We start from the raw sequence: 24,224 nt of genomic DNA on the forward strand, positions 1-24,224 counted from the left end.
TGAATGCCCAGCGCGGCCCGGTGGGGAGTGGATGCCGGGGCCCCGGCATCCACTCTCTCAGACCTCGAGCGGGGTGACGGCGGCGACCGCCTCGTCCTCCTCGGTGGCCACGAGCTGGCCGCACGCCCCATCGATCTCTTTGCCGCGGGTGTCGCGCAGGGTCGTCGGGATGCCGGCGTCGTTCAGACGGCGGACGAACTCGTTCTGCACGCTCACGTCGGATGCGGTCCAGATCGATCCGGGCGTCGGGTTCAGCGGGATGGGGTTCACGTGCACCCAGCCGCGACCGCGGTCGTTGAGCTTCTTCGCGAGCAGGTCGGCGCGCCAGCCGTGGTCGTTCATGTCCTTGATGAGCGCGTACTCGATCGACACGCGACGGCCGGTCTTGTCGAAGTAGGCGCGGGCGGCGTCCAGGGCCTCGTCGACCTTCCAGCGGGAATTCACCGGGATGAGCTCGTCGCGGAGGGTGTCATCCGGCGCGTGCAGCGACAGCGCGAAGGTGACCGGGATGTCTTCGTTCGCGAGCTTGGTGATGGCGGGCACGAGGCCGACGGTCGACACCGTGATGCCACGCGCGCTCATGCCCATGCCGTGCGTCTTGTCGGTCATGACGCGCACGGCCTGCATGACCCGCGCATAGTTGGCCAGCGGCTCGCCCATCCCCATGAACACGATGTTCGAGACGCGCTCGGCGGAGTGGTCGTCCTTCTTCTTGCCGCCGAGGCCCCCGTCGGCGATGAGGCGGTTGGCGCGCACGACCTGCTCGATGATCTCGGCGGCCGACATGTTGCGCGTGAGCCCGGCCTGGCCGGTCGCGCAGAACGGGCAGTTCATGCCGCAGCCGGCCTGCGACGACACGCACAGCGTGATACGGCCCGGGTACCGCATGAGCACGGACTCGACGAGCGCGCCGTCGTGCAGCTTCCACAGGAACTTGATCGTGTCGCCGCGGTCGGTCTCCAGGCGCCGGACCTCGGTGAGCAGCGGCGGCAGCATGCCGTGCACGAGCTCCTCGCGCCCCTCGGCGGGGAGGTCGGTCATGTCGGCCGGGTCGTGGGTCCAGTGCTGGAAGTAGTGCTTCTCGAGCTGCTTCGCGCGGAAGCCCGGGAGCCCCAGCTCCTTGACCTTCTCGATGCGCTGCTCGGGCGTGAAGTCGGCGAGGTGCACGGGCGGCTTGCCGCGCTTGGGGCTCGCGAACTGCAGGAGGGGACGGCCCTCTGCGTCCTTCTGCTGCGTCCAGCCCTCGGTCGCCGGCCGGACCTGGCGGGGCTTGGTCGTGCGCACGGGCGAGGACTCGGTCATGTCCTCAAGGGTACGCGGCGGCGCCTGGGCGAACGCGGCATGGACGGAGTGGATGCCGGAGGCCGCGGCATCCACTCTCCACCGGCCGCGCGCACGCCGTCATACTGCAGCCGACAGCCTCTGGCGCGCGGGGCGAGTTGGTGCCATTCTTGCCCCAGAGGTCCGCCGGGGACGGCCGTCTGGGGAGACGGCCGGGGGCAGAACTGGGGAAGGGGACGGCACTGGGCGCGCACGTGACGGCGGCTGCGCTGACACCGCGATTGCTCCACGGTCTGGGCGACGTCGAGCAGCGGGTGCTGCGCGTGGACGGGACGGCCGTCGTCGTCGACATCTCGGGCTTCACGACGCTCTCGGAGCAGCTCGCGGCGGCGGGGCGCGAGGGCACCGAGCAGCTGATCGCCACGCTGTCGCGCATCTTCACGGTGTTGCTGCCGGCCACCGACGACGGCGGCGATGTCGTCAAGTTCGCCGGCGACGCCCTCTTCCTCCTCTTCAGCGGCGACCACCACGCCCGCCACGCGGTGCACGCGGCGTGGAACATGAACCGCGTGCTCACCGCGGTCGGCGACATCCACCTGCCCCTCGCCCGCGCCAAGCTGCGGATGTCGGTGGGCGTGCACTCGGGGACGTACGAGTTCGTCCTCACCGGCGACGAGAACGTGAGCGCGATCCTCACCGGCGGCGCGACCTCGCGCGTGCTCGAGCTGCAGAACGCGGCAGAGGCGGGCCGGATCCTCGTCAGCGACGAGACCGCCGCGCTGCTGCCGGCCACCCAGGTCGGCCCCGTCGAGGGGGCCGAGGGGGCGCACCGGCTGCTGCGCGCGGGCTCGGTCGCGACCGCGTCCCTCATGGCGCTGTCGGTGGGACGCACCGATGCGGCCGACCGGTTCCTGCCGAGGGCGTTCGCGGAGCGACCCGATCTGCTCGGCGCCGAGCCGGACCATCGGTGGGCGGCGATCGCCTTCGTGCAGGTGTCGGGCCTGGCGCCGAGCGCGACGGCCGAAGAGGTGGAGCTCATGTCGCGGCTCACGCTGCTCGTGGAGCAGACCGCGGCCGAGACCGGCGTCACCCTGCTCGACGTCGACCCGTCGCCCGGGGGCTACCGGTACTTCCTCACCGCCGGCGCGCCGACCACGGTCGAAGATCCCGAAGGACGCCTGATCACGGCGGCGCTGCGGATCGTGCAGAACGCGCCGCGGGGCTCGCTGGTGCGCGCCGGCGTGACTTCCGGGCGCGTGTTCGCCGGATTCGTGGGGGCGCAGTTCCGGCAGACCTACACCGTCATGGGCGACCCGACGAACCTCGCCGCCCGGCTGACGTCGAGAGCGGAACCGGGCGTGGTGCTGGTCACGCGGTCCGCGCTCGAACGGTCCGGGCGGGCGTTCGCGTCCACCGACGGCGGGGCGATCACCGTCAAGGGCAAATCGCACGAGATCCCCGTCGCCACGGTGACCGGCGCCGCCACGTCGGTCACGCTCGACGCATCGAGCGCGTTCGTCGGACGCGAGGGCGAACTGGCGCAACTGAGCGACGTGCTGCAGGCCGCTCAGCGCGGCACCGGAGCGGTCGTCACGGTGTCGGGACCTGCCGGCATCGGCAAGTCCCGGCTCGTGGAACGCGCCCTGGAGCAGACCGGCCTGCCGGTCCTCCGCGCCCACGGCGACCGGTACGGGATCGCGACGCCGTACAGTGCGGTGTCGTCGCTGCTGCGCCCGCTGCTGGGGATCCCCATCGCCGCGGATGCCGCCGACGCCGGCGCGCTGCTGACGGCGGCCGTGTCGCAGCTCGACCCCGACCTCCGCCCCTGGCTGCCGCTGCTCGCGCCCGCCGTCTCGGCGGCGGTGGAGCCGACCGCGGAGGTCGACGCACTCGACGACGGGTTCCGTGCGGAGCGCGCGACGGCGGTCCTCGGCGAGCTGATCGGGCTGCTCACCGCTCGCGAGGGATGCCTCGTCCTGGAGGACGCCCAGTGGATCGACCCGGCGTCGGCGGGCGTGCTCACCGAGGTCATCCACGGCGATCGACGGCACGGCGTGGTCGTCGTGCGCCGCGACGAACCCGGCGGACTGGAGCTGGAGGCGCCCGGGATCGCGATCGGACCGCTGTCGGACGACGACACCGCCCAGCTCATCGAAGGCATCGCGGGGCGCCGGCTGCTTCCCGCCGACCTGCGGCCGCTCGTGAGCCGGTCGGGCGGAAACCCGCTCTACGCGATCGAGCTGGCCGCGGGGCTGGCGACCGGGCGCGATGCGCTGGCCATCGAGCAGCTCATCGGGGAGCGGATCGACGCGCTGAGCGAGGCCGACCGCGCCACGCTGCGGCGGGCGTCGGTGCTGGGCACCCGCATCCCGCTCGGGCTGTACGTCCGCTGCGTCGGAGCGCCGATGATCTCAGGCGGTCTCGCCACGATGCTCGAATTGGGCGTGGACGGGGTCTCGTTCCGCAGCGAGCTGTTCCGCGACGTCGCGTACGACCAGCTCACCTTCCAGACCAAGCGCGAGCTGCACCGGGCCGCGGCCGCGGCGATCGAGGCGGACCCGTCCGCGGCCGGCTCCACGCGCGACGCGATGCTCGCCCACCATTACCAGGTCGCCGGCGACTGGCGGGCGGCGCGCGACGCCGCCGTCCGCGCCGCGCAGAGCGCCGAGCGCGCGTTCGCCCTCGAAGAGGCCGTCCACGCGTACCGGGTGGCCGTCGAGGCGGCACGGCGAGAGCCCGCGGCCGCGGACGACCTGCCCGAGCTGCTCACCGCGCTGGGGCGCGTGAGCCTCGCCGGCGGCTGGGCGCAGGAGGGCCTCGAAGCCTTCTCCCACGCCCGCAAGCTCGTCACGGACGCCGTCGAGCGCGCACGTCTGGACCGCGAGCGCGCGTTCGCGCTCAACGTGCTCGGCCGTCCCGCCGAGGCGGTGCGCGCGCTGCGCGCCGCGCGACGGGGGGTGGCGGGGATCGGCGACGCGGCGCAGAGCGTGCTCGCAGCGGTCGCCGTGACCGAGGCCGGCCTGCGGCTGCGCCAGGGCAAGTGGCACGAGGCCCGGCGCCTGGCGCAGGAGAGCATCGGCATCCTCGCCGACCACGCCGCCGATGACGCGGCGAAGGGCGTCCTCGCTGACGCCTACCGCTATCACGACATCGCGGCGGGCGAGCTCGAGGGCGATCAGGCGATCCAGTACACGCAGCGGTCGCTCGAGCTGTACGACCAGATCGGCGACGAGCTCTCGAAGTCCAAGGTGTACAACCTGCTGGGCGCCCGCGCCTACTACCGCGGCGAATGGAGCCTCGCGATCGCGCTCTACTCGCAGGCGCAGCTGGCCGCCGAGGCCGCCGGCGACGTCGTCGGAGCGGCGATCGAGTCCGTCAACGCGGCGGAGGTGCTCGTCGATCAGGGCCTCGTCGGCGACGCCCGGCCGCGGCTGGCCGAGGCGATGCACGTCTTCGAGGCGTCCGACAACCCGTACCTGATCGCCATCGCCACCGCGTTCTCGGCGCGCGGCCATCAGCGCGCAGCCGACCGAGAGGCCGCGCGCCGGGACTTCACCCGGGCGGCCGAGCTGTTCTCGACCGTCGACGACAACGACTGGGCGCGCGACAACCTCATCCGGCTGGCCGAGACGGAACTGGATGCCGGCGACGCGGGCGCCGCGCGCGCGATCCTCGACGAGATCCGCGAAGAGCCGACCGGGCCCGCCCTCAGCCGGCTGCTGCGCCAGCGGGCGCGCCTGGCCGGGCTCGACGGCGACGCCGATGCGGCGCGCGAGCTGACGCGGGAGGCGGCGGCCGCGGCATCCCTCCTCCCCTTCGAGCGCGCGCTCTCACTCGCGCAGCTCGCGCGATGCGGCGGCCCCGCCGACGGCGCGCTCGCCGCCGAAGCAGAGCAGACCCTCGCCGGGCTCGGCGTCGTCGATGTCGAGGCCCTCCTCGCCGCGTCCTCGGACCTGTCCGTCGAATCGAGGCACGGGCGATGAGCCGTCCGCGCCGCCCCCGCGTCCTTTCCACCCCTGTGAGGCGACGATGAACCGTTCCCGCTCCGCTGTGCGCCGACCGCTTCGCACCATGGCGGTGCTGACGATCCCGACCCTGATCGTCACCGGCCTCGCGACCCTCACCTCGACGGCGGCCTCGGCGCTTCCCGTCGCCGCGGCCGTCGGCCTCCCCACCGGGGCCGAGCGGTTCGCCGTCGCGGACGGGGCGGGCGGCGGGGCGACCGACCCGTTCCTGACGCCGGACGGCCAGCAGGTGGTCTTCGCCTCGAGCGGCGCCGACCCGGCGGGCGGCGACAACGGACTGGCCGACATCTACCGGTCCACGGCGACGATGTACTCGGACGATCCGTTCTCGGGGGCGCCGGACCTGGTCAGCGTGCCCGACGGTCCCGTGGGCACCACCCGCGCCGACGGCGCCAGTGCCGAACCCGTCGCGAGCGCCGACGGGCGGTATGTGGCATTCACCAGCGCGGCGACCAACCTCACCGGTGACGCGAGCACGGCACCCGGGCGCACGTACGTCTACGTGCGGGACACCCTGCGCGACCACACCTTCCGGATCCAGGCGGCCGCGGAGCCCGACGGCGACTCGTTCGAACCCGATCTCAGTGACGACGGCCGCCACCTCGTCTTCACGTCGACCGCCGGCAACCTCGTCACGGCCGGCCCGACCACCGTGGCCGACACCAACGGCGTCGCCGACACGTACGTCGCCGATCTCGACGCCGACGGCGACGGGATCTACGGCGACATCGCATTGCGCAAGGCCTTCCCGAGCCTCGAACTGCCCACCGGCTCGTCCGGAGCCGTGATCAGCGGCAACGGCGACGTCATCGCGCTGCTCTCCCGCAGCGACCCCATCTCGGCCCAGCCGGCGACCGCGCTGCCGAGCCTGTACACCGTGGACCGCGGCTTCACGGTCAACCGCGCGCGGCTGATCGCCACCGCGGCGAGCGCGCTGTCGATCGACGCCACCGGCACCAACATGGCCTACATCAGGTCCGACGCCTGCAAGAACTTCTCGGGAGAGATGAAGGACGTCGTCGTCGCCACCACCGTCGAGGGCAATGTCACCGGCTACTCGGTCGGGCTCGGGACGATCGACGCCGATCGCCGCGTGGGCGAGGTGGCCGACCCGCAGATCTCGCCGCAGGGCAGCGACGTCGCGTGGTCGACCACCGTGCCGTTGCTCGTCGGACTGCCCAGCGGTGTCGACCCGGTGGCACTGGCCGTGCCGGTCATCCGCACGCAGGAGATCAACTGGTCGGATGCCCAGTCGGGGACGATCGAATGCGTCGCCACCTTCTCGCCCGACTGGATCGACGTCGCCGAGGGCACCCATCCGAGCGTGTCGGTCGCCGGCCGCACGCTCGCCTTCCAGTCGCCGTCGCCCTCCGAGGTCGCCGTCGTCGACACCCACACGTCCTCGTACCTGTCGGTGGAGTCCGTCGACGGCTGGATCCCCACCCCCGGGTACATGACCCAGGTGAGGATCCAGAACATCCCCCTGACGACGCTGCGGGACTATGCGGCGCAGCTCGCCGGCGCACCGGTCTACCGCCTTCCGGTGTACCGGCTGCCGGTCTACCGCCTGCCCGTCTACCGGCTCCCGGTCTACCGGCTGCTCATCGACGACTCGCCGGTCTACCGGCTCCCTGTCTACCGCCTGCCCGTCTACCGGCTTCCCGTGTACCGGCTGGACCTGCCCGGCGGCTGGGACCAGATCCTCGCCGACACGCCCTTCGCGGGCGAGCTCACCCAGACGGTGACCCTCGACGAGGTGCTGGGCTGGGCCGCCGGCATCCTGGACGACGGCAACCCGGCCACCGATGCCGAGAGGGCCGCCGCCGAGCTCATCCGCTCGCTCACCCTGCAGGATCTCGGGCTCGACGAGAGCGGGCTGGCCGGGCTCTCGCTCACCTCGTACGCTCTCGGCTCGGCGCCGGTCGCCCAGATCCCGATCGCCGGAGAGGGCACCGAGCCCATCGCCCGGTGGCAGGCGCTGCTGACCGCGCAGGGGATCGATCTGACCCTCGACGACGACGCGGTGCTGGCCGAACTCGATTCGGCCGGTCTCACGCTCGACACGTCGGGCATCGACGCCGTGCCGCTGCGCGATCTGCCGATCGCGCTCACGCTCCTGTCCGAGGTCCCGGCGGACCGGCTGTTCCTCGCCGACACGCCGCTGGGCGCGGTCGACGTGACGACGCTGTCGCCCGAGAGCCGCACGGCGCTGTTCGGGACGACCGAGGTGACCGGCACCCTCGCCGCGCCTTCGACGGCGCTCCTGTCGACCGGCACCGCCGCCGACATCGCCGCCGGCGCCCCCCAGGACGTCACCGTCGGCACGCTGCTGTTCTCGCTGCTGGATGCCGAGAGCTATCCGTGGGAGGACATCGCCCCGAGCGCGATCGACCCGCGGTACGCGAGCGCCCGCTCGGTGGGCAACGCCTGCACCCCGGACGTGCGCTGCCGCTACTGGACGGGCTACCGGTTCGCCTTCGACCTCGGACCCGGCGAGTCGCAGGTCGGGCCCGGCGACGATCCGCTCACGATCGCCGCGCCGACCGCGTTCGTCGACGCGCCGGCATCCACCGTTCCCACCGACGTGTACGCCGCCGGCTCCGGTCCGGGCATCCGCTGGGGGACGGACGACGGCGTGTACAGCGGACCGCTGATCCGCTCCGGGCAGCGGGTCACCGCGCCCCTGGCCGACATGCGCGCCGGCACGGTGTTCGCTCTCGGCACCTTCTTCTCGTGGGCGAGGACGATGACCGACTTCGGCGCCGACGGCGGGATCACGTCGGGGATCTACGCGGCTTCGGCGGCCAACACGGACGTCCGCACGGACGACGCGTGGGACGAACCCGCCACCAACTACGAGAACGGCGAGTGGGTGGGCGTTCCCACCGAGCTCACCGAGGGGAGCATCTTCTACGGGTGGATCGCCCCCGACCACTTCCTCTTCGACGAAGAGACGGGGACCGAGTCGCAGAGCCCCTCCAGCGACGAGGACTACTACCTCGTCGACCCGGCGCCGCGCGGCAAGCGCCTGGTGATCTCGACGAACGCCCAGGACGGGCAGATCGCGATCTCGCTGTTCCGCCCGTCGGGATCGGCGTCCGCGGCGACGCTGGGTGTCGCCGACGCCGGCACCGCACCGGGTACCGCCGTGACCGAGCAGAGCGACTTCGGAGCGATCGCCGAGTCCGGGTCCGACGCCGCCGGCGCCCTGCCCGGGCAGACGCTCGTCGACCAGGCGGTCGTGCGCGACGGCATCGCCGCCGAGATCGAGGCGGCGGGCGTCGACACGGCACCCGGCGAACAGCTGATGGTGCGGGTGACCAGCGGCAACGGCATGCCGAGCTCGTCGCTCTACTCGCTGCGCGTGCGCTACGTGGACGACAGCGACGAGACGCGCTGCCCCGGCGTCGACGCCCCCGACATGGGCGAGCCCGGCCAGAGCGACCCCGTGACCGCGACGACGAACACCCTCTACATCTTCGACGCGACGCGGTACGCGCAGGAGTACGGATGGGAAGGCTCGGATGCCGTGCGCGAGGCGCTGGCCTCGATGAACGGCGTCGGCGCCGCCGGCTCGGAAGTGGACGGCGCCATCCTGTCGGTGGACTCCGACCCGGCCGTGCGTGCGGCGCGGACCGCCTACAACCAGAACCCCTGCTCGCTCAGTGCGCGCGCTGCGCTGACGACGGCGATCAACCGCTACGTGGCCGCCGCCGTCGACGGTCACCGCGACCAGATCACCTCGGTCGTCGTGGTGGGCGGCGACGACATCGTGCCGTTCGCCCCGGTCGCGCAGAACACGGCGCAGTTCACGGAATCCAGCCACGCCACCGACCTGCGGCGCGCCACGACGCCGACCGGCGAACCCTGCCCGGTCGACATCGCGCCCGACGCGGTCGATCCGTGCGCCACGCCGCTGTCGGCGGCCGCCGCGGCCGGCGACATCCTGACCGACGATCCGTACGGGCTGGCGACGGCGTACGAGTCGCTCGCCGGCCATCTGTACGTCCCGACGGTGGGTCTCGGGCGGCTCGTCGAGACGCCCGCCCAGATCCAGGGCATCGCCGCACGCTTCCGCGCCGCAGACGGGGCGATGGATGCGGCGGGCGAGCTCGCCGCGGACTCCAGCGTCACCGCGGGCTACGGCGCGTGGGCCGAGCTGCCGGCCGAGGTGACGGCGGCGCTGGAATGGCGCTCCCCCGCCAACACCGAGCTCACCGGCACGTGGACGCAGCAGGACATGTCCGATGCCCTGTTCCCCGCGGACGGCGCCGAGAGCCCCCGCCTCGTGTCGCTCAACACGCACGCCGACGAACGACGCATGCTGCCCGGGGTCGACGGCGCCGAGTCCGGCCGATTCGCCGAGACCGACCTGTTCCTCGCCGACGGACGCGGCGACCAGTCGCAGCTCGCGGGAGCGCTCGTCTTCCTCATCGGATGCCACGCGGGCAACAACCTGCCGACGGCCTACTTCGGCGACGTCGAGGACTGGGTGGACGTCTTCTCGACGGCCGGCGGCTTCGTCGGCAACACCGGGTACGGTCTGGCCAACAACACCACGACGGCGCTGGGCGAACGTCTGCTCGCGCTGTACGCCGACTGGATCGGGGTCACGGTGGACGGGCGCAGCATCACCTCCGCACAGGCCCTGGCCTACGCCAAGCAGTCGTACCTCGGCGGTCTCGGGCTGTACTCCGGGTACGACGAGAAGGTGCTGATGGGCGCCGTCTACTACGGCCTGCCGATGTACACCTTCTCGCCGGCGGCCTCCGGCGAGACGAAGTCCGCTCCGCTCCCCGAGGTCCCTGCGGGCCTGAGCGAGGTCGCCGATCACGACGGCGTGCTCTCGGCGTCGCTGCGGCTGCAGCCCACGTTCCAGTCCGTGCCGTCGGGCAGCGCGGACGGCACGACCTACCTCACCGCCGACGGACAGGCTCCCGCCGTCGTGCCCGGCCAGCCCGTGCTGCCCCGGCTCGCCGCGGCGCTCGGGCCGCGGCCGGAGGATCCGCCGCTGGTCCCGCGGGGCGCGCTCATCACCGCGCTGACCTCCGAGGTCGAGACGGGGGTCTCCCCCGCGATCGCGGCGGCGGGCGTCGGGGTGCCGCAGACGGAGCTCACCCGCGCCGGCGTCGCGTTCCCCTCGACCTTCGCGACGATCTCGCAGCAGGACGCACCGGGCGGACCGGTCGATCTGCTCGTCGTGACGCCCGCCCGCGTGGAGGTGGCACGCGACGGCACCGCCTCGATCGAGAAATTCACCGATCTGAACGTCGAGGCGGTGTACGGCCCGGCCGACTCGACCGACAGCACAGCGCCCTCCGTCACGTACGTCGAGGTGCCGGGGGCCGGGGGAAGCCGCCTGTCGTTCGGCGCCGACGGCACGGGCAGCGACATCGCGCAGATGGTGCTCCTGGTGCAGCGCGACGGGCAGGCCGCCTGGGAGCGCGTGCCGGTCACCCGCAGCCCCAGCGGCACCAGCTGGGACGCGGATGTGCCGAACGACGGCCGGCCGTTCCGCTGGATCCTGCAGGTGGTGGATGCCGCGGGCAACGTGGCGACGCAGACCCAGCACGGTCACCTCGACCTCGCAGCCGCGGCCGCGCCGGCGCTGGGAGCACCCGGTGACGACGCGACGGTCGAGGCGGGCAGCCGGCTGGAGCGGACGATCGCGGTGACGGATGCCGCACCCGGCGAAGACCTCACCGCCACTGTGTACGTCAGGAGCGGGAAGGATGTCGTCGCCTCCGGTCCCGCAGCCATCGAGCAGGACGGCGCGCAGACGCACGCGCGCATCGACGAGCTGTTCCCGACACCGGGCGGCTACGTCGTCGAGGTCCGCGTGTGCCGCACGGCCTCGTGCAGCACGGCGTCGTTCGCGGTCGAGGTCGTGGACGCCAATCTTGCGCCGGCGGCGACCGTCACCCTGGAGCCCGACGGCTCGGACGTGACGCCGACCTCGCTGCTCACGGCGGACGCCGACGGCACCGACCCGGACGGCGACCACGTCGACCTGTCGTACCGGTGGACCCGCAACGGCACGCCGGTCGGCGCCGACGCGACCACGCTGGCGCTGGACGGCCTCGCGCACGAGGGCGATGTCATCACGGTGACCGTGATGCCCAACGACGGCACGACGGACGGGCACGCGGCCTCGGCGTCGGTCGTCGTGCAGGCGCCGTCGACCGCTCCGCAGATCGTCGCGACCGCGGTCAATGCGGCGGGCCCGTACACCGAGGGCACCTGGAGCACGACGCCCGTGACCGTCACCTTCCAGTGCACCTCGGGCGTCGCGATCACCTCGTGCCCGACCCCGGTCACGGTCGACGCCGACACCGCCCCCGAGGGCCGCACCGTCAGCGGCACGGTCACCGACGTGCGGGGCGAGACGGCGACGACCGAGCTCCTGGTCAAGGTCGACGGGACGGCGCCCGCGCTCGCCCCGGTCGTGACGCCGGACCCCGTCACGGTCGGCGGCACCGCGACCGCCACCCCGAACGCGACCGACGCCGCCTCGGGCGTGGCCTCGCAGTCGTGCGACGTCCCGTCGACGGCGACGGCAGGCACGGCGAGCGTCACCTGCCGCGCGACGGATGCCGCCGGGAACACCGGGTCGGCGAGCGCCGCCTACACGGTGACGGCGCCCGGCCCGGTCCTGTGCGGGGGCGTGCCGGATCGGTCTCCGCTGCTGGCGGTAAACGCCGACGGCTCGAGCGTGTTCTTCCGGCTGTCCGGCGTGCCGATCGTGTTCCGCGCGTGCGATGCCGCCGGAAAGTCGATCGGCACGAAGCGGTTCGTCACCGGGGTCGTCCTCGTCGCCACGGCGGACCTGCCGTCGTCGGCCAAGGTCAACGAGGGGCTCTATCCGCCGATCGGCAGCTTCACCTATGCGAAGCTCACCAAGACCTGGGTGGGTGCCATCCCGACCATCAAGCTGAAGAGCGGCAAGAAGTACACGTATCGCATCGAGCTCGCCGACGGCACCTCGTTCACCGTCACGTTCGGGGTGCGCTGATGGCGCGCGACGAGATGCGGGATGCCGCGGCCGACGGTCGCGCGCCGGCCGCGGCATCCACCCCCGGACCGCTTCCCGCGCGCGACACCGCCGCCCTCGCGGCCGAGATGCTGGCCGAGGTGCGCGACGAGATCGATCGCGCCGACCAGAAGGCCTCGCTGCTCATCGGCTCGCTCGGCATCGCGTTCTCGATCGTGCTGAGCGGCATGATCGGCGGCGACTGGACGCCGGTCACCCTCTCGCCGTTGGGCGCGACGGTGTGGGTGCTGGGCGTCGTCGCGGCCGCGGCATCCGTCGTGGCCGCCGCGGCGGCGGTCTGGCCGCGTCTCAGCCGCGGTCCCGGTCCCGGCGCGATCACGTACTGGGGCCAGGTCCGCGGGCTCGGGTCACCCGCCGAGGTCGAGCGCGCACTGAGCGAGCGCGGGGTCCACCCGCCCGAGCGCACCTTCCAGCAGCTGCTCGTGCTGTCGGCGGTGGTGCAGCGCAAGTACCGGGCGATCCGTCTGTCGATGGCGCTCGCGGGCGTGGGCGTCGGGCTCATCATCGTCGGCTTCCTGCTGACCCGCTGACCCTGCGCGGCCCGGCTACGCTCGACACGTGGTCCCCGTCGACAACCTGATCGCGTTCACGCTGGCCGCGCTGGTGCTCATCGTGATCCCCGGCCCGAGCGTGCTCTTCACGATCGGCCGCGCTCTCGCGCTCGGCCGCATCGGCGGACTGCTGAGCGTGCTGGGCAACGCCCTGGGACTGCTGCCGGTGATCGGCCTGGTCGCGCTCGGCGTGGGCGGCATCGTCGCGCAGTCGATCGTGCTGTTCACGATCCTCAAGGTGGCGGGCGCCCTGTACCTGATGTACCTCGGCGTGCAGGCGATCCGTCACCGGCACCGCACCGCGGCCGCCGCCACCGCCGCCGCGCTCCCCCGCTCCGCGTGGCGTCAGCTCGGCGAGGGCTTCGTCGTCGGCGTGACCAACCCCAAGACGATCGCGTTCTTCGTGGCCGTGCTGCCCCAGTTCGTCGACCTGAACGCCGGGTCGGTGCCGCTCCAGATGATCGAGCTCGGCCTGGTGTTCTTCACCATCGCGCTGCTCTCGGATGGGGCGTGGGCCCTCGTGGCGGCCGCGGCACGCTCGTGGTTCGGCCGTTCGCCGAAGCGCATCGCGACCCTGTCGGCGACCGGCGGCGGACTCATGATCGGGCTCGGCGGCATCCTCCTGCTCACCGGCAACAAGCACTGAAGGACGACCCATGGCCCCGCAGCCCTCGACCTCCGACCGCCGGCGCATCGTGTTCATCGACGTCGACGGCACGATCCTCGAGCACGGCTCGCGCATCGCGCCCGGCACGCCCGACGCGATCCGCGCCGCACGCGCGGCGGGGCACCTGGTGTACCTCGCGACCGGCCGATCGGCCTCCGACATCCATCCGCGCGTCGCCGAGATCGGCTTCGACGGGGCCGTGACCAATTCCGGTGCGCTGGTCACGTCGGACGGCGAGGTGGTCATCGACCGGCCGCTGTCGCGCGAGCATGCCGACCGGATGATCGCCGCGCTCAAGGCACGAGGCATCCGCTACTTCCTGCAGACGCGTGACGGCGTCTACGCGTCCGACGAAATGGCCGAGCTCATGCGCGAGTACGCGGCCGCGATCGACGCGCGCGAAGCCGCGGGCGAAGAGGTGCGGCCCGAGGACTCGCTCGTCGGGCTCGCCCAGCGCACGTTCCCGAGCGTCGACGAGGCCGACCTCGACCGCATCGACAAGGCGGTGTTCGTGAGCGACCACCCCGAGGGCATGGGCGAGCTGATCGCCGACCTCGGCGACCAGTTCCTCATCGTCCCGGGCAGCATGCCGCTGCCGGGCGGCTCCAACGGCGAGATCAACGAGGCCGACACGACGAAGGGCTCCGCGATCGAGCTGCTGCTGGAACGCCTCGGCATCGACGCGGCCGACGCCGTCGCGATCGGCGACAGCTGGAACGACATCGAGATGTTCCAGGTGTGCGGCGTCGCCGTGGCCATGGGCAACGCCCACCCCGAGCTCAAGGACCTCGCGGACTTCGTCACCACCGATGTGCTCGACGACGGCATCGCGAACGCGTTCCGCCGGCTCGGGCTGATCTGACCGCTCAGCCCGCCGCGTCGGGCGCCGCGGTCGTCCGCGCCTCGGCGCCGAGGTTCACGAGGTTGCCGCCGGGATCCCGCACCTGCGCCACGCGCTCGCCCCACGGCATGTCGGCGGGCGGCTCCACTCCGCGTCCTCCGGCGGCGAGCCACGCCGCGTAGACGGCATCCACGTCGTCGACGTAGAACCACAGCTCGACGCGGTCGCCCACGGACGGGGGCAGCGCGTCGGGATCGCGGCCGATGCCGAGCGACGCGTCGCCCAGCTTCAGCGACACGTAGTCGTCGACGCCCTCGTTGCCGAATCGGTACGACACCGTCGCGTCGAGCGCGCTCTCGTAGAACCGCACGAGCGCCGGCAGGTCTCGCGTGAGGAGGATGGGGAACAGGCTCCGCACCGCCATGTTCCCCACCCTACGACGGCGGGATCAGTCCAGGAAGATGTCGGGGAACAGCTCGGAGTCGGGCGTGCCCGGCACCGCCGCGTAGCCCGAGAAGTCCGTCACACCCGCGGCCTCCAGCACGTCCTCGACGATGAGCGTCTGGCCGGTGTAATCGCGCGCAGGCTTCGTGAAGATCTCGTACGCGGCGTCGGCGTAGACCTCGGGAGTGCGGCTCACCTTCATCATGCGGTCGCCGCCGAGGGCGAACTGCACGGCCGCGGTCGCGATCGTGGTGCGCGGCCACAGCGTGTTGGCGGCGATGCCGTCCTTGGCGAACTCGGCCGCCAGTCCCAACGTCGCCATCGTCATGCCGTACTTCGCGAGCGTGTAGCCGGTGTGCCCGCCGAGCCACTTCGGCGACAGATTGAGCGGCGGCGACAGCGACAGGATGTGCGGGTTCGGCGCGTCCTTGAGGATCGGCACCGCGGCGCGCGACAGCATGAACGTTCCGCGCACGTTGACGTCCTGCATGAGGTCGTACTTCTTGGCCTCCAGGTCGAGCGAGCGCGACAGGTCGATCACCGATGCGTTGTTCACGACGATGTCGATGCCGCCGAACTCGCCCTGGGCCTTCAGGACCGCTTCGGTGATGTCGTCGTCGTTGCGCACGTCGCCGACGATCGGGAGCGCCTGGCCGCCGGCATCCCGGATCTGCTCCGCCGCGGAGTGCACCGTGCCCTCGAGCTTCGGGTGCGGGGTGTCGGTCTTGGCCAGCAGCGCGATGTTGGCGCCGTCGCGCGCGGCGCGGAGCGCGATCGCCAGGCCGATGCCGCGGCTGCCGCCCGATATCAGGATCGTCTTGCCGGCGAGGGGCTTGTCGGTCATGGGTACTCCTCCAGAGGTGCGGGCATAGGTGCGGTGCGGGCGACAGGTGCCGCGATCATGTGCTCTCGCCGAGGTCACACGTCCTGGACGTCAGTTCCGTGTGCGTTCGGCGAGAGCACATGATGCGGATGGGAAGTGGGTTGTCGACGCCGCGGGTGCGGTCAGGAACGGGACTTCGTGGATGCCGCGGCGAAGGCCTGCACGCGCGCCCGGGCCTCGTCGGTGTCGAAGCGGGCGCCGATCGACGCCGCCTCGTCGTCGAGGTTGTCGGCGAACGAGCGGCCGGCGCCCGTGCGGACCAGTCGCTTGGCCTGCCCGAACGCGGCGGTGGCGTTGTCGAGCCAGAATCGGGCGACCGCCTCGGCGCGCGCGGCGACCTCGTCCGCCGGCACGACCTCGGTCACCAGTCCCCAGTCCAGGGCGGTGGCCGCGTCGATGGTGACGTCCTGCAGCAGCAGCTGCAGCGCGCGGCGCTGCCCCACCGCCGCCGGAAGGAGCGTCGAGACGCCCAGGTCGGGGGTCAGGCCGATGTTGGCGTAACGGCTGACGAACCTCGACTGCTCGGACGCGACGATGTAGTCAGCCGTGAGCATCAGCCCGAGCCCGCCGCCGGCGACCGCGCCCTGCACGGCCGCGACGATCGGCGTGCCGGATTCGACGAAGGTGCGGATGCCGTCGTGGATCGTGTGCGCGGCGCCCGTGACGTCGGCGCCCGAGGCCCCGGACGTGGCCATCTCGATGACATCGCCGCCGGCGCAGAACGCGGGTCCTGCCGCGTCGAGGATGATCGCACCCACGGATTCGTCGGCGGTCAGCTCGTGCGCGATGTCGCGCCAGCGGCGGCCCATCTCGAAGCCCATCGCGTTGAGCGAGGCGGGGCGGTTGAAGGTGACGCGGGCGAGGCCGCCGTCGCGGGTGACGAGGATCGAGTCGCTCATGGGGTCTCCAGGGTTCACTTCGGGGCCATGCGGATCGCGCCGTCGAGGCGGATGGTCTCGCCGTTCAGGTAGCCGTTGTCGACGATCGACATCACCAGGCGCGCGTACTCGTCGGGCTTGCCGAGGCGCTGCGGGTACGGCACCTGCTGGCCGAGGCTCTCCTGCGCGGCCTCGGGCAGGCCGGCGAGCATCGGGGTCTCCATGATGCCGGGGGCGATGGTGACGACGCGGATGCCGTAGCGGGCGAGCTCGCGCGCGATCGGCAGCGTCATGGCGTGGACGCCCCCCTTGCTGGCCGAGTACGCCGGCTGCCCGATCTGCCCGTCGAACGCGGCGACGCTCGCGGTGTTGACGATGACGCCGCGGTCTCCGGCGCTGGTCGGCTCCGTCTTGGCGATCACGGCCGACGCCTGCGAGATGACGTTGTAGGTGCCGATGAGGTTGACCCGGATGATGCGCTCGAACGCATCCAGCGGCGACGGATCACCCTCGCGGTCGAGCACCTTCGCCGGAGGTGCGATCCCCGCGCAGTTCACGACCACGCGAAGGGGCCGGGATGCCGCGGCCGCCGCGACCGCATCGGCCACTTGCTGCGGGTCCGTGACGTCGGCAGGCGCGAACGAGCCGCCGAGCTCGGCCGCGACGTCGGCGCCCGCCGAGGTCGCGAGGTCGACGACGGTCACCACCGCGCCGGCTGCGGCGAGACGTCGGGCGGTCGCGAGGCCGAGTCCGCTCGCGCCGCCGGTGACGAGGGCCGAGGCGTCCGTCAGTTCCATGCGTTCTCCTTCGAACTTGGTATCGGGTTCCACACTACGCGGTACTGCGTTCCACCACACGCTTCGCGGCGGGGATGCGGCATCCACGCTACCGACCTGCTGCTGCGCGGTGTTGGATGAGGGGCATGGAGCTCCGCATCAAGCGCGTGTACGACGACCCGGCGCCGGACGACGGATTCCGCGTGCTGGTGGACCGGCTGTGGCCGCGCGGCCTCTCGAAGGACCGGGCGCACCTCGACCTCTGGGCCAAGGACGTGGCGCCCTCGACCGAGCTGCGCACCGCGTTCCACCACGACGGCATGTCGTGGGAGGACTTCGCGGCCGCCTACCGCGCCGAGCTCGCCGGCCCGACGAAGGGCGCCCTCGACGCCCTGCGCGCCGAGCTCGCGCCGCACGCCGTCGTGACACTGCTGCACTCGGTGCATGACCCGGTGCAGAATCACGCCGCGCTGCTGAAGGCGGCGCTGTCGGGCTGAGCACCGGCAGGATGGGACGCATGTCGATCCCTGTCGAAGACGTCGCCGTGCCGGCCCGGGTGCTCGAGCTCGCGCGCGGCGCGGCACTCACGCCGGTATGGCACAACCAGGACGGCGGGCTGACCTTCCGCACCGACGACGGCCGCCACATCAAGCACACGCCGCGCACGCTCGAGACGTCGTTCGCCGGCGAGGCCGACCGCCTGGAATGGGCCGTCGCGTACACGCCCGTCCCGCGGGTGCTCGAGCACGGCGGCGATGACGTGCACGAATGGATGGTGACGGCATCCCTCCCCGGCATCAGCGCGGTGGACCCTCGAATGGATGCCGCCACCGCCGTCCGCGAGGTCGGCAGAGGCCTGCGCGCGCTGCACGACGCCCTGCCGGTCGCCGACTGCCCGTTCGAGTGGACCGTCCCCCGGCGGATCGAGAACGCCGGGATCCGCGGCATCCACCTCCCCGACGCACTGCGCGACGCACCGCCGGTCGACCGGCTCGTCGTGTGCCACGGCGACGCATGCGTGCCCAACACGCTGATCGGCGACGACGGCCGCTGGAGCGGCCACGTCGACCTCGGCGCACTCGGCGTCGGCGACCGGTGGGCCGACATCGCCGTGGCGTCGATGTCGACCGTCTGGAACTATGGCGAGGGGTGGGAGGACGCCCTCATCGAGGCGTACGGCATCCAGCCCGACCGCGAACGCCTCGCCTACTACCAGGAGCTGTGGAACGCGACATGACCGACATCACCGGCACCGTGGCCAAGATCGACGGGCAGGCGAACCTCGTGATCCTTCGCCGCTTGGCCGCGACGGCGGAGGACGTGTGGCGCGAGCTCACCGAGTCCGCACGCCTGGAGCGATGGATCGGCCGCTGGGAGGGCGACCCCCGCACCGGTCACGTCGCCTTCTCGATGACCGCCGAGGCCGGCGACGCGGAGCCCGCAGAGTTCACGATCCACGAATGCGACCGGCCGCGGCGGTTCGCCGGTGACACCGCACCGGACTCCGGCGGCTGGCACCTCTGGTTCGAGCTCGCCGAGGAGTCCCCCGGCGACACCGTGCTCACGTTCGGGCAACGGCTGGATGCCGGCGACGATGTCGGCTCGATCGGCCCGGGCTGGGAGTACTACCTCGACCGGCTCGTCGCCGCGCACGCCGGCGTCGACGTCGGCACGGTGAGCTGGGACGACTACTTCCCGGCGCTGCAGCCGGCGTACGAGCGGCTCGTCGCCGCGGACTGAGGCATCACGGCCGGCACGTCGCGGCCGGCGCGTCGCGGCCGGCGCGTCGCGGCCGGCGCGCCACGAGCGGCCGGTCACGGCCGGCGCGTCACGACCACACGAACCGGAACGTACCGGCGGCCACCGCAGCGGCGATCGCGAGCGCCATGATGGCCGCGCCGCCGGCGAGGGCGACGGCATCGCGCGCGTGCAGGCGAGACGGGCGCGACCAGGTGCGCGGGATCCCCGAGCCGAAGCCGCGGGCCTCCATGGCGGTCGCGAGCTTGGTGCCGCGCCGGACGGCGAACACGAGCAGCACGAACGCCATCGAGAAGAACCGCCGGATCGCGCCGGTGTCGCCGACGCCGCGGGCGCGGCGCGCGAGACCCATGCTGCGCCAGTCGTCGAGGAACAGCCCGAGCGTGCGGGTGCCGGCCAGCACGCCGAGCACGAACCTGCTCGGAAGGCGGGCGACCTGCGCCAGCGCGTCGGCGAGCTCGGTGGGATCGGTGCGGCCGAACAGCAGGATGGTGGGCAGCGCGAGGGCGATCACGCGCAGGCACACGGCGATGGCCAGCGCGATCGAGTCGTCGCTGATCGTCGCGTACCCGAACGACCAGTAGACGCGGCCGCCCGGCTCGGCGTACAGCAGCATGCTGAGGCCCGCGACCGGCGCGAACACCACGATCGGCAGCATCCGCTTCAGCAGCGTGGTGAGGGGCAGCCCCGTCAGCGGAAGGCATGCGAGCTGCAGCACGATGGCGGCGAGCGCGCTCGTGACGTCGATCGAGGCGAACAGCGGCACCGACAGCAGCAGCGCCAGCACGACCTTGGTGACGGGATTCACGCCGTCGAGCCACGCCGGCCGCGTGTCGACGGCGCTCGCGTCGGTCGTCGCCGCGGTCATGACGCCGCCCCCGCGGTCACCGGCAGTCCCAGGTCGATGCGATGCGCACCGAGGTGCCGCAGCACGTCGTCGTCGTGGGTCACGGCGACGACGGTCGTGCCCGCGGCGATCTCGGACTGCAGCAGCGCCACGAGCTCGACCCAGCCGCGACGGTCCTGGCCGAACGTGGGCTCGTCGAGCACGATCACCGGAGGGGCGTCGGCGAGCACCGTGGCCACCGACAGGCGCCGCTTCTGGCCGCCCGACAGCGTGAAGGGGTTGGCGAGCGCGAGCGGAGCGAGGTGCAGCCGCTCGAGCAGCTCGTCGACGATGACCTCGACGTCGGCCGCCGCGACGCCTCGGGACCGCGGGCCGATGGCGAGCTCGTCACGCACGGTCGAGGCGAGGAACTGGTGCTCGGGCTCCTGGAACACCGTGCCGATGCGGGTCAGCAGCTCGCGCGAGGTCCACCGCGACGGCCGGCGCCCCGACCGCCCCGCGAGCTGCGGCGCGGCCAGCACCTCCCCCGCGGCCTCGGGCAGCAGCCCGGCGAGCGTCAGCGCGAGCGTGGACTTGCCGGCGCCGTTGGGGCCCACGATCCCGGTGGCCGCACCGCGCGGCACGTGCACCTCGAGCCCCGCCCGCACGATCGAGCGGCGATCACGAGAGACCGAGAGCCCGGATGCCGCCAGCGCCGGTTCGGCATCGACCCGGGCCGGCGCGAGGACGGGCAGGTCGATCGGCCGTCCGGGCACCCACACGCCGGCGGCGGCGAGGTCGTCGCCGACCCGCGCGAACACCTCGGTAGGCGGACCGTCGGCGAGGAGTCCTCCCTCAGCACCCACCACGATGACGCGGTCCATGAGGTCGGCCCACACCTCGGTGCGGTGCTCGATGACGACGAGCGTCGCACCGGTCTCGGCGACGGCGTGCTCCACCGCCGCGCGCACCTCGCGCACCCCCTCCGGATCGAGATTCGCCGTCGGCTCGTCCAGCAGCAGCACGCCCGGCCTCATCGCGAGCACCCCGGCGAGCGCGAGGCGCTGCTTCTGTCCGCCCGAGAGCGCTTTGGTCGCCCGGTCGAGCGGCACGTCGAGCCCGACGGCTTCGAGAGCCTCGGCGACCCGGACGGGGATATCGGATGCCGGCACGCCGAGGTTCTCGCAGCCGAACGCCACGTCGTCCCCGACCTTCGACAGCACGACGCCGGCGTCCGGGTCCTGCAGCACGAGCCCGACGCGGCCCCGCTGGGTCTCGGGGCGCGCCCCGTCGACGAGGAGCATGCCGGTCTGGTCGCCTTCGTCGGCGCCGCCCAGCAGGCCCGCGATGCCCGCCAGCAGCGTCGACTTGCCGGCGCCCGACGCGCCCAGCAGCAGGACGCGCTGGCCCGGCTCGATCGTGAAGGTCACGTCCCGCACAGCCGGCGCACGGCGTCCGGCGTAGCGCCACCCCCACCCGGCGGCGGTGATGTCGGCCGGCCGCCCGCGCCCTGCCGCGTGGGCGGACGAGCCCGGCATGTCAGACCTCGCGGCGCGCTTCGCGTCCGGCGGCGAAGCGGTTCAGCGCGCCGGTCGCGGCGAGGGCGCGGACCGCGAGCCAGCCGACGAGCCCCGCGAGGAGCGCGCCCGAGACGGCGAGCGACACCAGGTAGATGACGTTGAACTCGATGGTCTTCAGGATGTTCGGCGAGCTGCCGTAGAACAGTTCGAACACCCACGCCCCGACGGCCGCGCCGACACCGGCGAGCATCGCGACCGGGAGCGTGAAGCGGCGGTACAGGAACAGCGCGAAGATCACTTCGGCGCCCAGGCCCTGCACGATGCCCGAGAACAGCGTCGAGACGCCCCACACGTTGCCGATGAGCATCGAGATGAGCGCGGCGATCACCTCGACGAGGAGCGCCGCTCCGGGCTTGCGGATGACGAGACCGCCGATCACGCCGCCGATGAGCCAGATCCCCACGGCGATGCCGCCGAGGCCGGGGGTGAGGCCGTCCATGGCGACGAACCACGTGCCGCCGACGGTGTTCCACGCCCAGAAGACGAGGCCGAGGGCGACGCCGAGGACGGCGGCGACGACGATGTCGACGACGCGCCAGCGAAGGCGGTGCGAGATCGCGGATGCCCCTGCGGCGGTGGCCGATGCGGACCCGGTGGGGGCAGACGTGGACGCGTGCATGTGTTCTCCTCCCTGCGCCGGCATGATCCGGATCAGGTTCGACGGTCGAAGCGTGGGTCGCTTCCTCTCAGCCCGGCTCACCGGACTCCCGTGGTTGTGGCGTTGAGTATACCGCCGACGCGGCAAGGTATCTTTGGCGAGTGACCCAGAACGACGCCCCCGCGCCCTCGCGCCGTGAGCGTCGTGCGCGCACGGGCGAGTTCGCGGCCGCGCCGGCGGGGTACAGTCCTTCGTTTGACGAGACGATGGCCCCGCGGCCGAGCACGACCGCCCCGGTCGACACCGCCGCCGTTCCGACATCGATCGCCGCGGCGCCGTTCCCCGCCCAGCCGTCTCCGGCCCTCCCGGTCTTCGACCCGGCACCCTCGTTCGACCCGGCACCCTCGTTCGACCCGGCACCCTCGTTCGACCCGGCACCCTCGTTCGCACAGGGGCCGTCGTTCGTGCCGCCCGCGGATGCAGAGCCGGTCGAGCCTGTGCCCACCACCACGGCGAGCACCGATCTCGCCGCCGCGCTCGGGTTCGTCGCGACGGGCCCCGCCCCGGTGTTCCCCGCCGCTTCGCAGACCGGATCGGCCACGGTGCCCGACCCCGCGCGGGCGACGCAGCCCGTGTCGACCGCCGACGCCGGGCAGCCGGCATCCGCTTCCGCCACCGTCACCGCTCCCGCCACGAACACCGGCACCGGCACCGCGCTGTCGTGGGTCGACCCGGCCGCCGTCGGCCGCGTGGGCGCACCCGACGACCTGGCCGCCGCGTCGATGCCGTATGTCGCCGTCGAGGCGGATCTGCTCGCCGACGCGCCCCGGCGGTCGCCGCTGCGGGCCGGAGTGATCGTGCCGACCATCGTGATCGCCGGCGTGCTGGCGGCCTACGCCGGAACGACGCTGCTGTGGCCGCTCCACGCCGTCGCCCCGACCGTCACGGCGATCCAGGTGCAGCCCGCCGCCGCTCCCGCCGCCGTGCCCGCGTGGCCCGCCCAGGGCAGCGCGGCCGAGGCGGTCGAGGGCATCGGATCGCTGGCGTCGACCGGCGACCCCGACGCGATCGCGAGCATCACGAAGGTCGTGACCGCGCTGGTCGTCCTCGACGAGATGCCGCTCGCTGTGGGTGAGCAGGGTCCCGAGTACCGGTTCTCGGCTGCCGACCGCAACGCGTACTGGCAGTACCTGCGGCAGGGCGAGTCCGCCCTCAACGTCCCGGTCGGCGGGACGCTGACCGAGTACCAGCTCCTGCAGGGCATGCTCATCGGATCGGCAGGCAACTACGCCGACCGGCTGGCGCAGAACCTCTTCCCGTCCGACGCGGTGTACGCGTCCGCCGCGAACAAGTGGCTGACCGACCACGGGGTGCCGGGCATCACGCTGTACGAGCCGACCGGCATCGACAAGCGCAACACCGCCTCCCCCGAAGCCCTCATCCCGCTCGCGCAGAAGGCGCTCGCGAACCCCGTCATCGCCGAGATCGTGGCGCAGCAGTCCGTGGTGCTGCCGGGGGCGGGGACGGTAGAGAACACGAACGGGCTGCTCGCCGACCCGGGGGTCGTCGGCCTCAAGACCGGCACGCTCGACGCCTGGAACCTGCTGTCGGCCAAGGACGTGACGATCGGCGACACGACGGTCCGCCTGTACGCCTCGGTGCTCGGCCAGCCCGACGACGCGGCCCGGCTCGCGGCGTCGCGCGCGATCTACGCACAGCTCGAGCAGGAGCTGCAGCTGAAGCCTTCGGTCACCGCGGGCACGGTCGCCGGCGTCGTCGAGACCCGCTGGGGCGACAAGGTCGACGTCGTCGCGTCCGGCGACGCGTCGGTCGTCCTCTGGAACGGCGGCGTCGGCACGGTCGCCACGAGCTTCGATCTCGGCGAGGCCCGTGATGCGGGCGACACCGTCGGCTCCCTTCAGGTCACGGGCCCGCTGAACGGTGCGAAGGTCGACCTGACGCTCGCCGGCGACGTCTCGGATCCGTCGCCGTGGTGGCGGCTGACGCACCCGCTCGACCTGTTCGGCCTGAACGACTGACCGCGCGGACGCTCCCGCCGCACCCG

17 protein-coding genes and 1 riboswitch are annotated in these 24,224 nt (G+C 72.7%); of the genes, 9 read left to right on the forward strand and 8 right to left on the reverse strand.

Annotation, left to right across the window (positions count from 1 at the left end; all coding sequences use genetic code 11):
• Window positions 1–57: 57 nt before the first annotated feature.
• Window positions 58–1,302, reverse strand: a complete 1,245-nt coding sequence (rlmN, locus tag FB391_RS15495; RefSeq protein WP_141895856.1) for a dual-specificity RNA methyltransferase RlmN — start codon at window positions 1,300–1,302, stop codon at window positions 58–60.
• Between the two features lie 233 nt (window positions 1,303–1,535).
• On the opposite strand from rlmN, the gene FB391_RS15500 reads away from it, so the two are divergent.
• The 5 genes from FB391_RS15500 (at window position 1,536) to FB391_RS15520 (ending at window position 14,437) form a co-directional block, all read left to right on the forward strand.
• Window positions 1,536–5,264: an AAA and adenylate/guanylate cyclase domain-containing protein gene (locus tag FB391_RS15500; protein WP_141895858.1), complete on the forward strand. Its 3,729-nt coding sequence runs from the start codon at window positions 1,536–1,538 to the stop codon at window positions 5,262–5,264.
• An 88-nt stretch (window positions 5,265–5,352) separates the two neighbouring features.
• Complete coding sequence (locus FB391_RS15505) at window positions 5,353–12,318, forward strand: PD40 domain-containing protein (protein ID WP_185843128.1); 6,966 nt, start codon at window positions 5,353–5,355, stop codon at window positions 12,316–12,318.
• Window positions 12,318–12,887 carry a Pycsar system effector family protein gene (locus tag FB391_RS15510; protein WP_141895862.1) on the forward strand — a complete coding sequence of 190 codons (570 nt, stop codon included), beginning with the start codon at window positions 12,318–12,320 and terminating at the stop codon, window positions 12,885–12,887. The genes FB391_RS15505 and FB391_RS15510 overlap by 1 nt, the downstream gene beginning before the upstream one ends.
• Window positions 12,888–12,915: 28 nt before the next feature.
• A complete protein-coding gene (locus tag FB391_RS15515; RefSeq protein WP_141895863.1) occupies window positions 12,916–13,554 on the forward strand; it encodes a LysE family translocator in 639 nt (212 codons plus the stop codon).
• A gap of 10 nt (window positions 13,555–13,564) precedes the next feature.
• Window positions 13,565–14,437 (forward strand): Cof-type HAD-IIB family hydrolase, encoded by an 873-nt coding sequence (locus FB391_RS15520; protein WP_141895865.1) that lies wholly within the window; start codon window positions 13,565–13,567, stop codon window positions 14,435–14,437.
• Between the two features lie 4 nt (window positions 14,438–14,441).
• Here the strand turns inward: FB391_RS15520 and FB391_RS15525 are convergent, their stop codons facing one another.
• The 4 genes from FB391_RS15525 to FB391_RS15540 all read right to left on the reverse strand — a co-directional run bounded on the left by FB391_RS15525 (window position 14,442) and on the right by FB391_RS15540 (window position 17,418).
• A complete protein-coding gene (locus tag FB391_RS15525; protein WP_141895867.1) occupies window positions 14,442–14,840 on the reverse strand; it encodes a VOC family protein in 399 nt (132 codons plus the stop codon).
• A 24-nt stretch (window positions 14,841–14,864) separates the two neighbouring features.
• Window positions 14,865–15,704, reverse strand: coding sequence for an SDR family oxidoreductase (locus tag FB391_RS15530; RefSeq protein ID WP_141895868.1), 840 nt, complete (start codon window positions 15,702–15,704; stop codon window positions 14,865–14,867).
• A 161-nt stretch (window positions 15,705–15,865) separates the two neighbouring features.
• The gene (locus tag FB391_RS15535) at window positions 15,866–16,642 is read right to left on the reverse strand and encodes an enoyl-CoA hydratase/isomerase family protein (protein ID WP_141895870.1); all 777 of its coding nucleotides are present in this window, start codon (window positions 16,640–16,642) and stop codon (window positions 15,866–15,868) included.
• Between the two features lie 14 nt (window positions 16,643–16,656).
• Window positions 16,657–17,418 carry an SDR family NAD(P)-dependent oxidoreductase gene (locus FB391_RS15540; protein WP_141895872.1) on the reverse strand — a complete coding sequence of 254 codons (762 nt, stop codon included), beginning with the start codon at window positions 17,416–17,418 and terminating at the stop codon, window positions 16,657–16,659.
• 125 nt (window positions 17,419–17,543) lie between these two features.
• Here FB391_RS15540 and FB391_RS15545 point away from each other — a divergent pair, with 125 nt between their 5' ends.
• Genes FB391_RS15545 through FB391_RS15555 form a run of 3 tightly spaced genes read left to right on the forward strand, consistent with a single transcriptional unit; the run spans window position 17,544 to window position 19,137 of the window.
• A complete protein-coding gene (locus FB391_RS15545; protein ID WP_141895874.1) occupies window positions 17,544–17,894 on the forward strand; it encodes a DUF488 domain-containing protein in 351 nt (116 codons plus the stop codon).
• Window positions 17,895–17,914: 20 nt separating this feature from the next.
• Window positions 17,915–18,634: an aminoglycoside 3'-phosphotransferase gene (locus FB391_RS15550; protein ID WP_141895875.1), complete on the forward strand. Its 720-nt coding sequence runs from the start codon at window positions 17,915–17,917 to the stop codon at window positions 18,632–18,634.
• Window positions 18,631–19,137, forward strand: a complete 507-nt coding sequence (locus FB391_RS15555) for an SRPBCC domain-containing protein (protein WP_141895877.1) — start codon at window positions 18,631–18,633, stop codon at window positions 19,135–19,137. Before FB391_RS15550 ends, FB391_RS15555 begins: the two co-directional genes overlap by 4 nt.
• An 88-nt stretch (window positions 19,138–19,225) precedes the next feature.
• On the opposite strand, the gene FB391_RS15560 is transcribed toward FB391_RS15555, so the two are convergent.
• From FB391_RS15560 to FB391_RS15570, 3 genes are all read right to left on the reverse strand, one after another.
• Complete coding sequence (locus FB391_RS15560; protein ID WP_141895879.1) at window positions 19,226–20,023, reverse strand: energy-coupling factor transporter transmembrane component T family protein; 798 nt, start codon at window positions 20,021–20,023, stop codon at window positions 19,226–19,228.
• The gene (locus FB391_RS15565) at window positions 20,020–21,519 is read right to left on the reverse strand and encodes an ABC transporter ATP-binding protein (protein WP_246093559.1); all 1,500 of its coding nucleotides are present in this window, start codon (window positions 21,517–21,519) and stop codon (window positions 20,020–20,022) included. Before FB391_RS15565 ends, FB391_RS15560 begins: the two co-directional genes overlap by 4 nt.
• A 1-nt stretch (window position 21,520) precedes the next feature.
• Window positions 21,521–22,180 carry an ECF transporter S component gene (locus tag FB391_RS15570; protein ID WP_141895881.1) on the reverse strand — a complete coding sequence of 220 codons (660 nt, stop codon included), beginning with the start codon at window positions 22,178–22,180 and terminating at the stop codon, window positions 21,521–21,523.
• Window positions 22,173–22,282, reverse strand: a riboswitch (TPP riboswitch). It overlaps the preceding gene by 8 nt.
• A gap of 38 nt (window positions 22,283–22,320) precedes the next feature.
• On the opposite strand from FB391_RS15570, the gene FB391_RS15575 reads away from it, so the two are divergent.
• Window positions 22,321–24,198, forward strand: a complete 1,878-nt coding sequence (locus tag FB391_RS15575; protein ID WP_141895883.1) for a D-alanyl-D-alanine carboxypeptidase — start codon at window positions 22,321–22,323, stop codon at window positions 24,196–24,198.
• The last annotated feature ends 26 nt before the right edge of the window (window positions 24,199–24,224 follow it).

The sequence above is a fragment of the Microbacterium kyungheense genome, assembly GCF_006783905.1.
Lineage (GTDB): Bacteria > Actinomycetota > Actinomycetes > Actinomycetales > Microbacteriaceae > Microbacterium > Microbacterium kyungheense.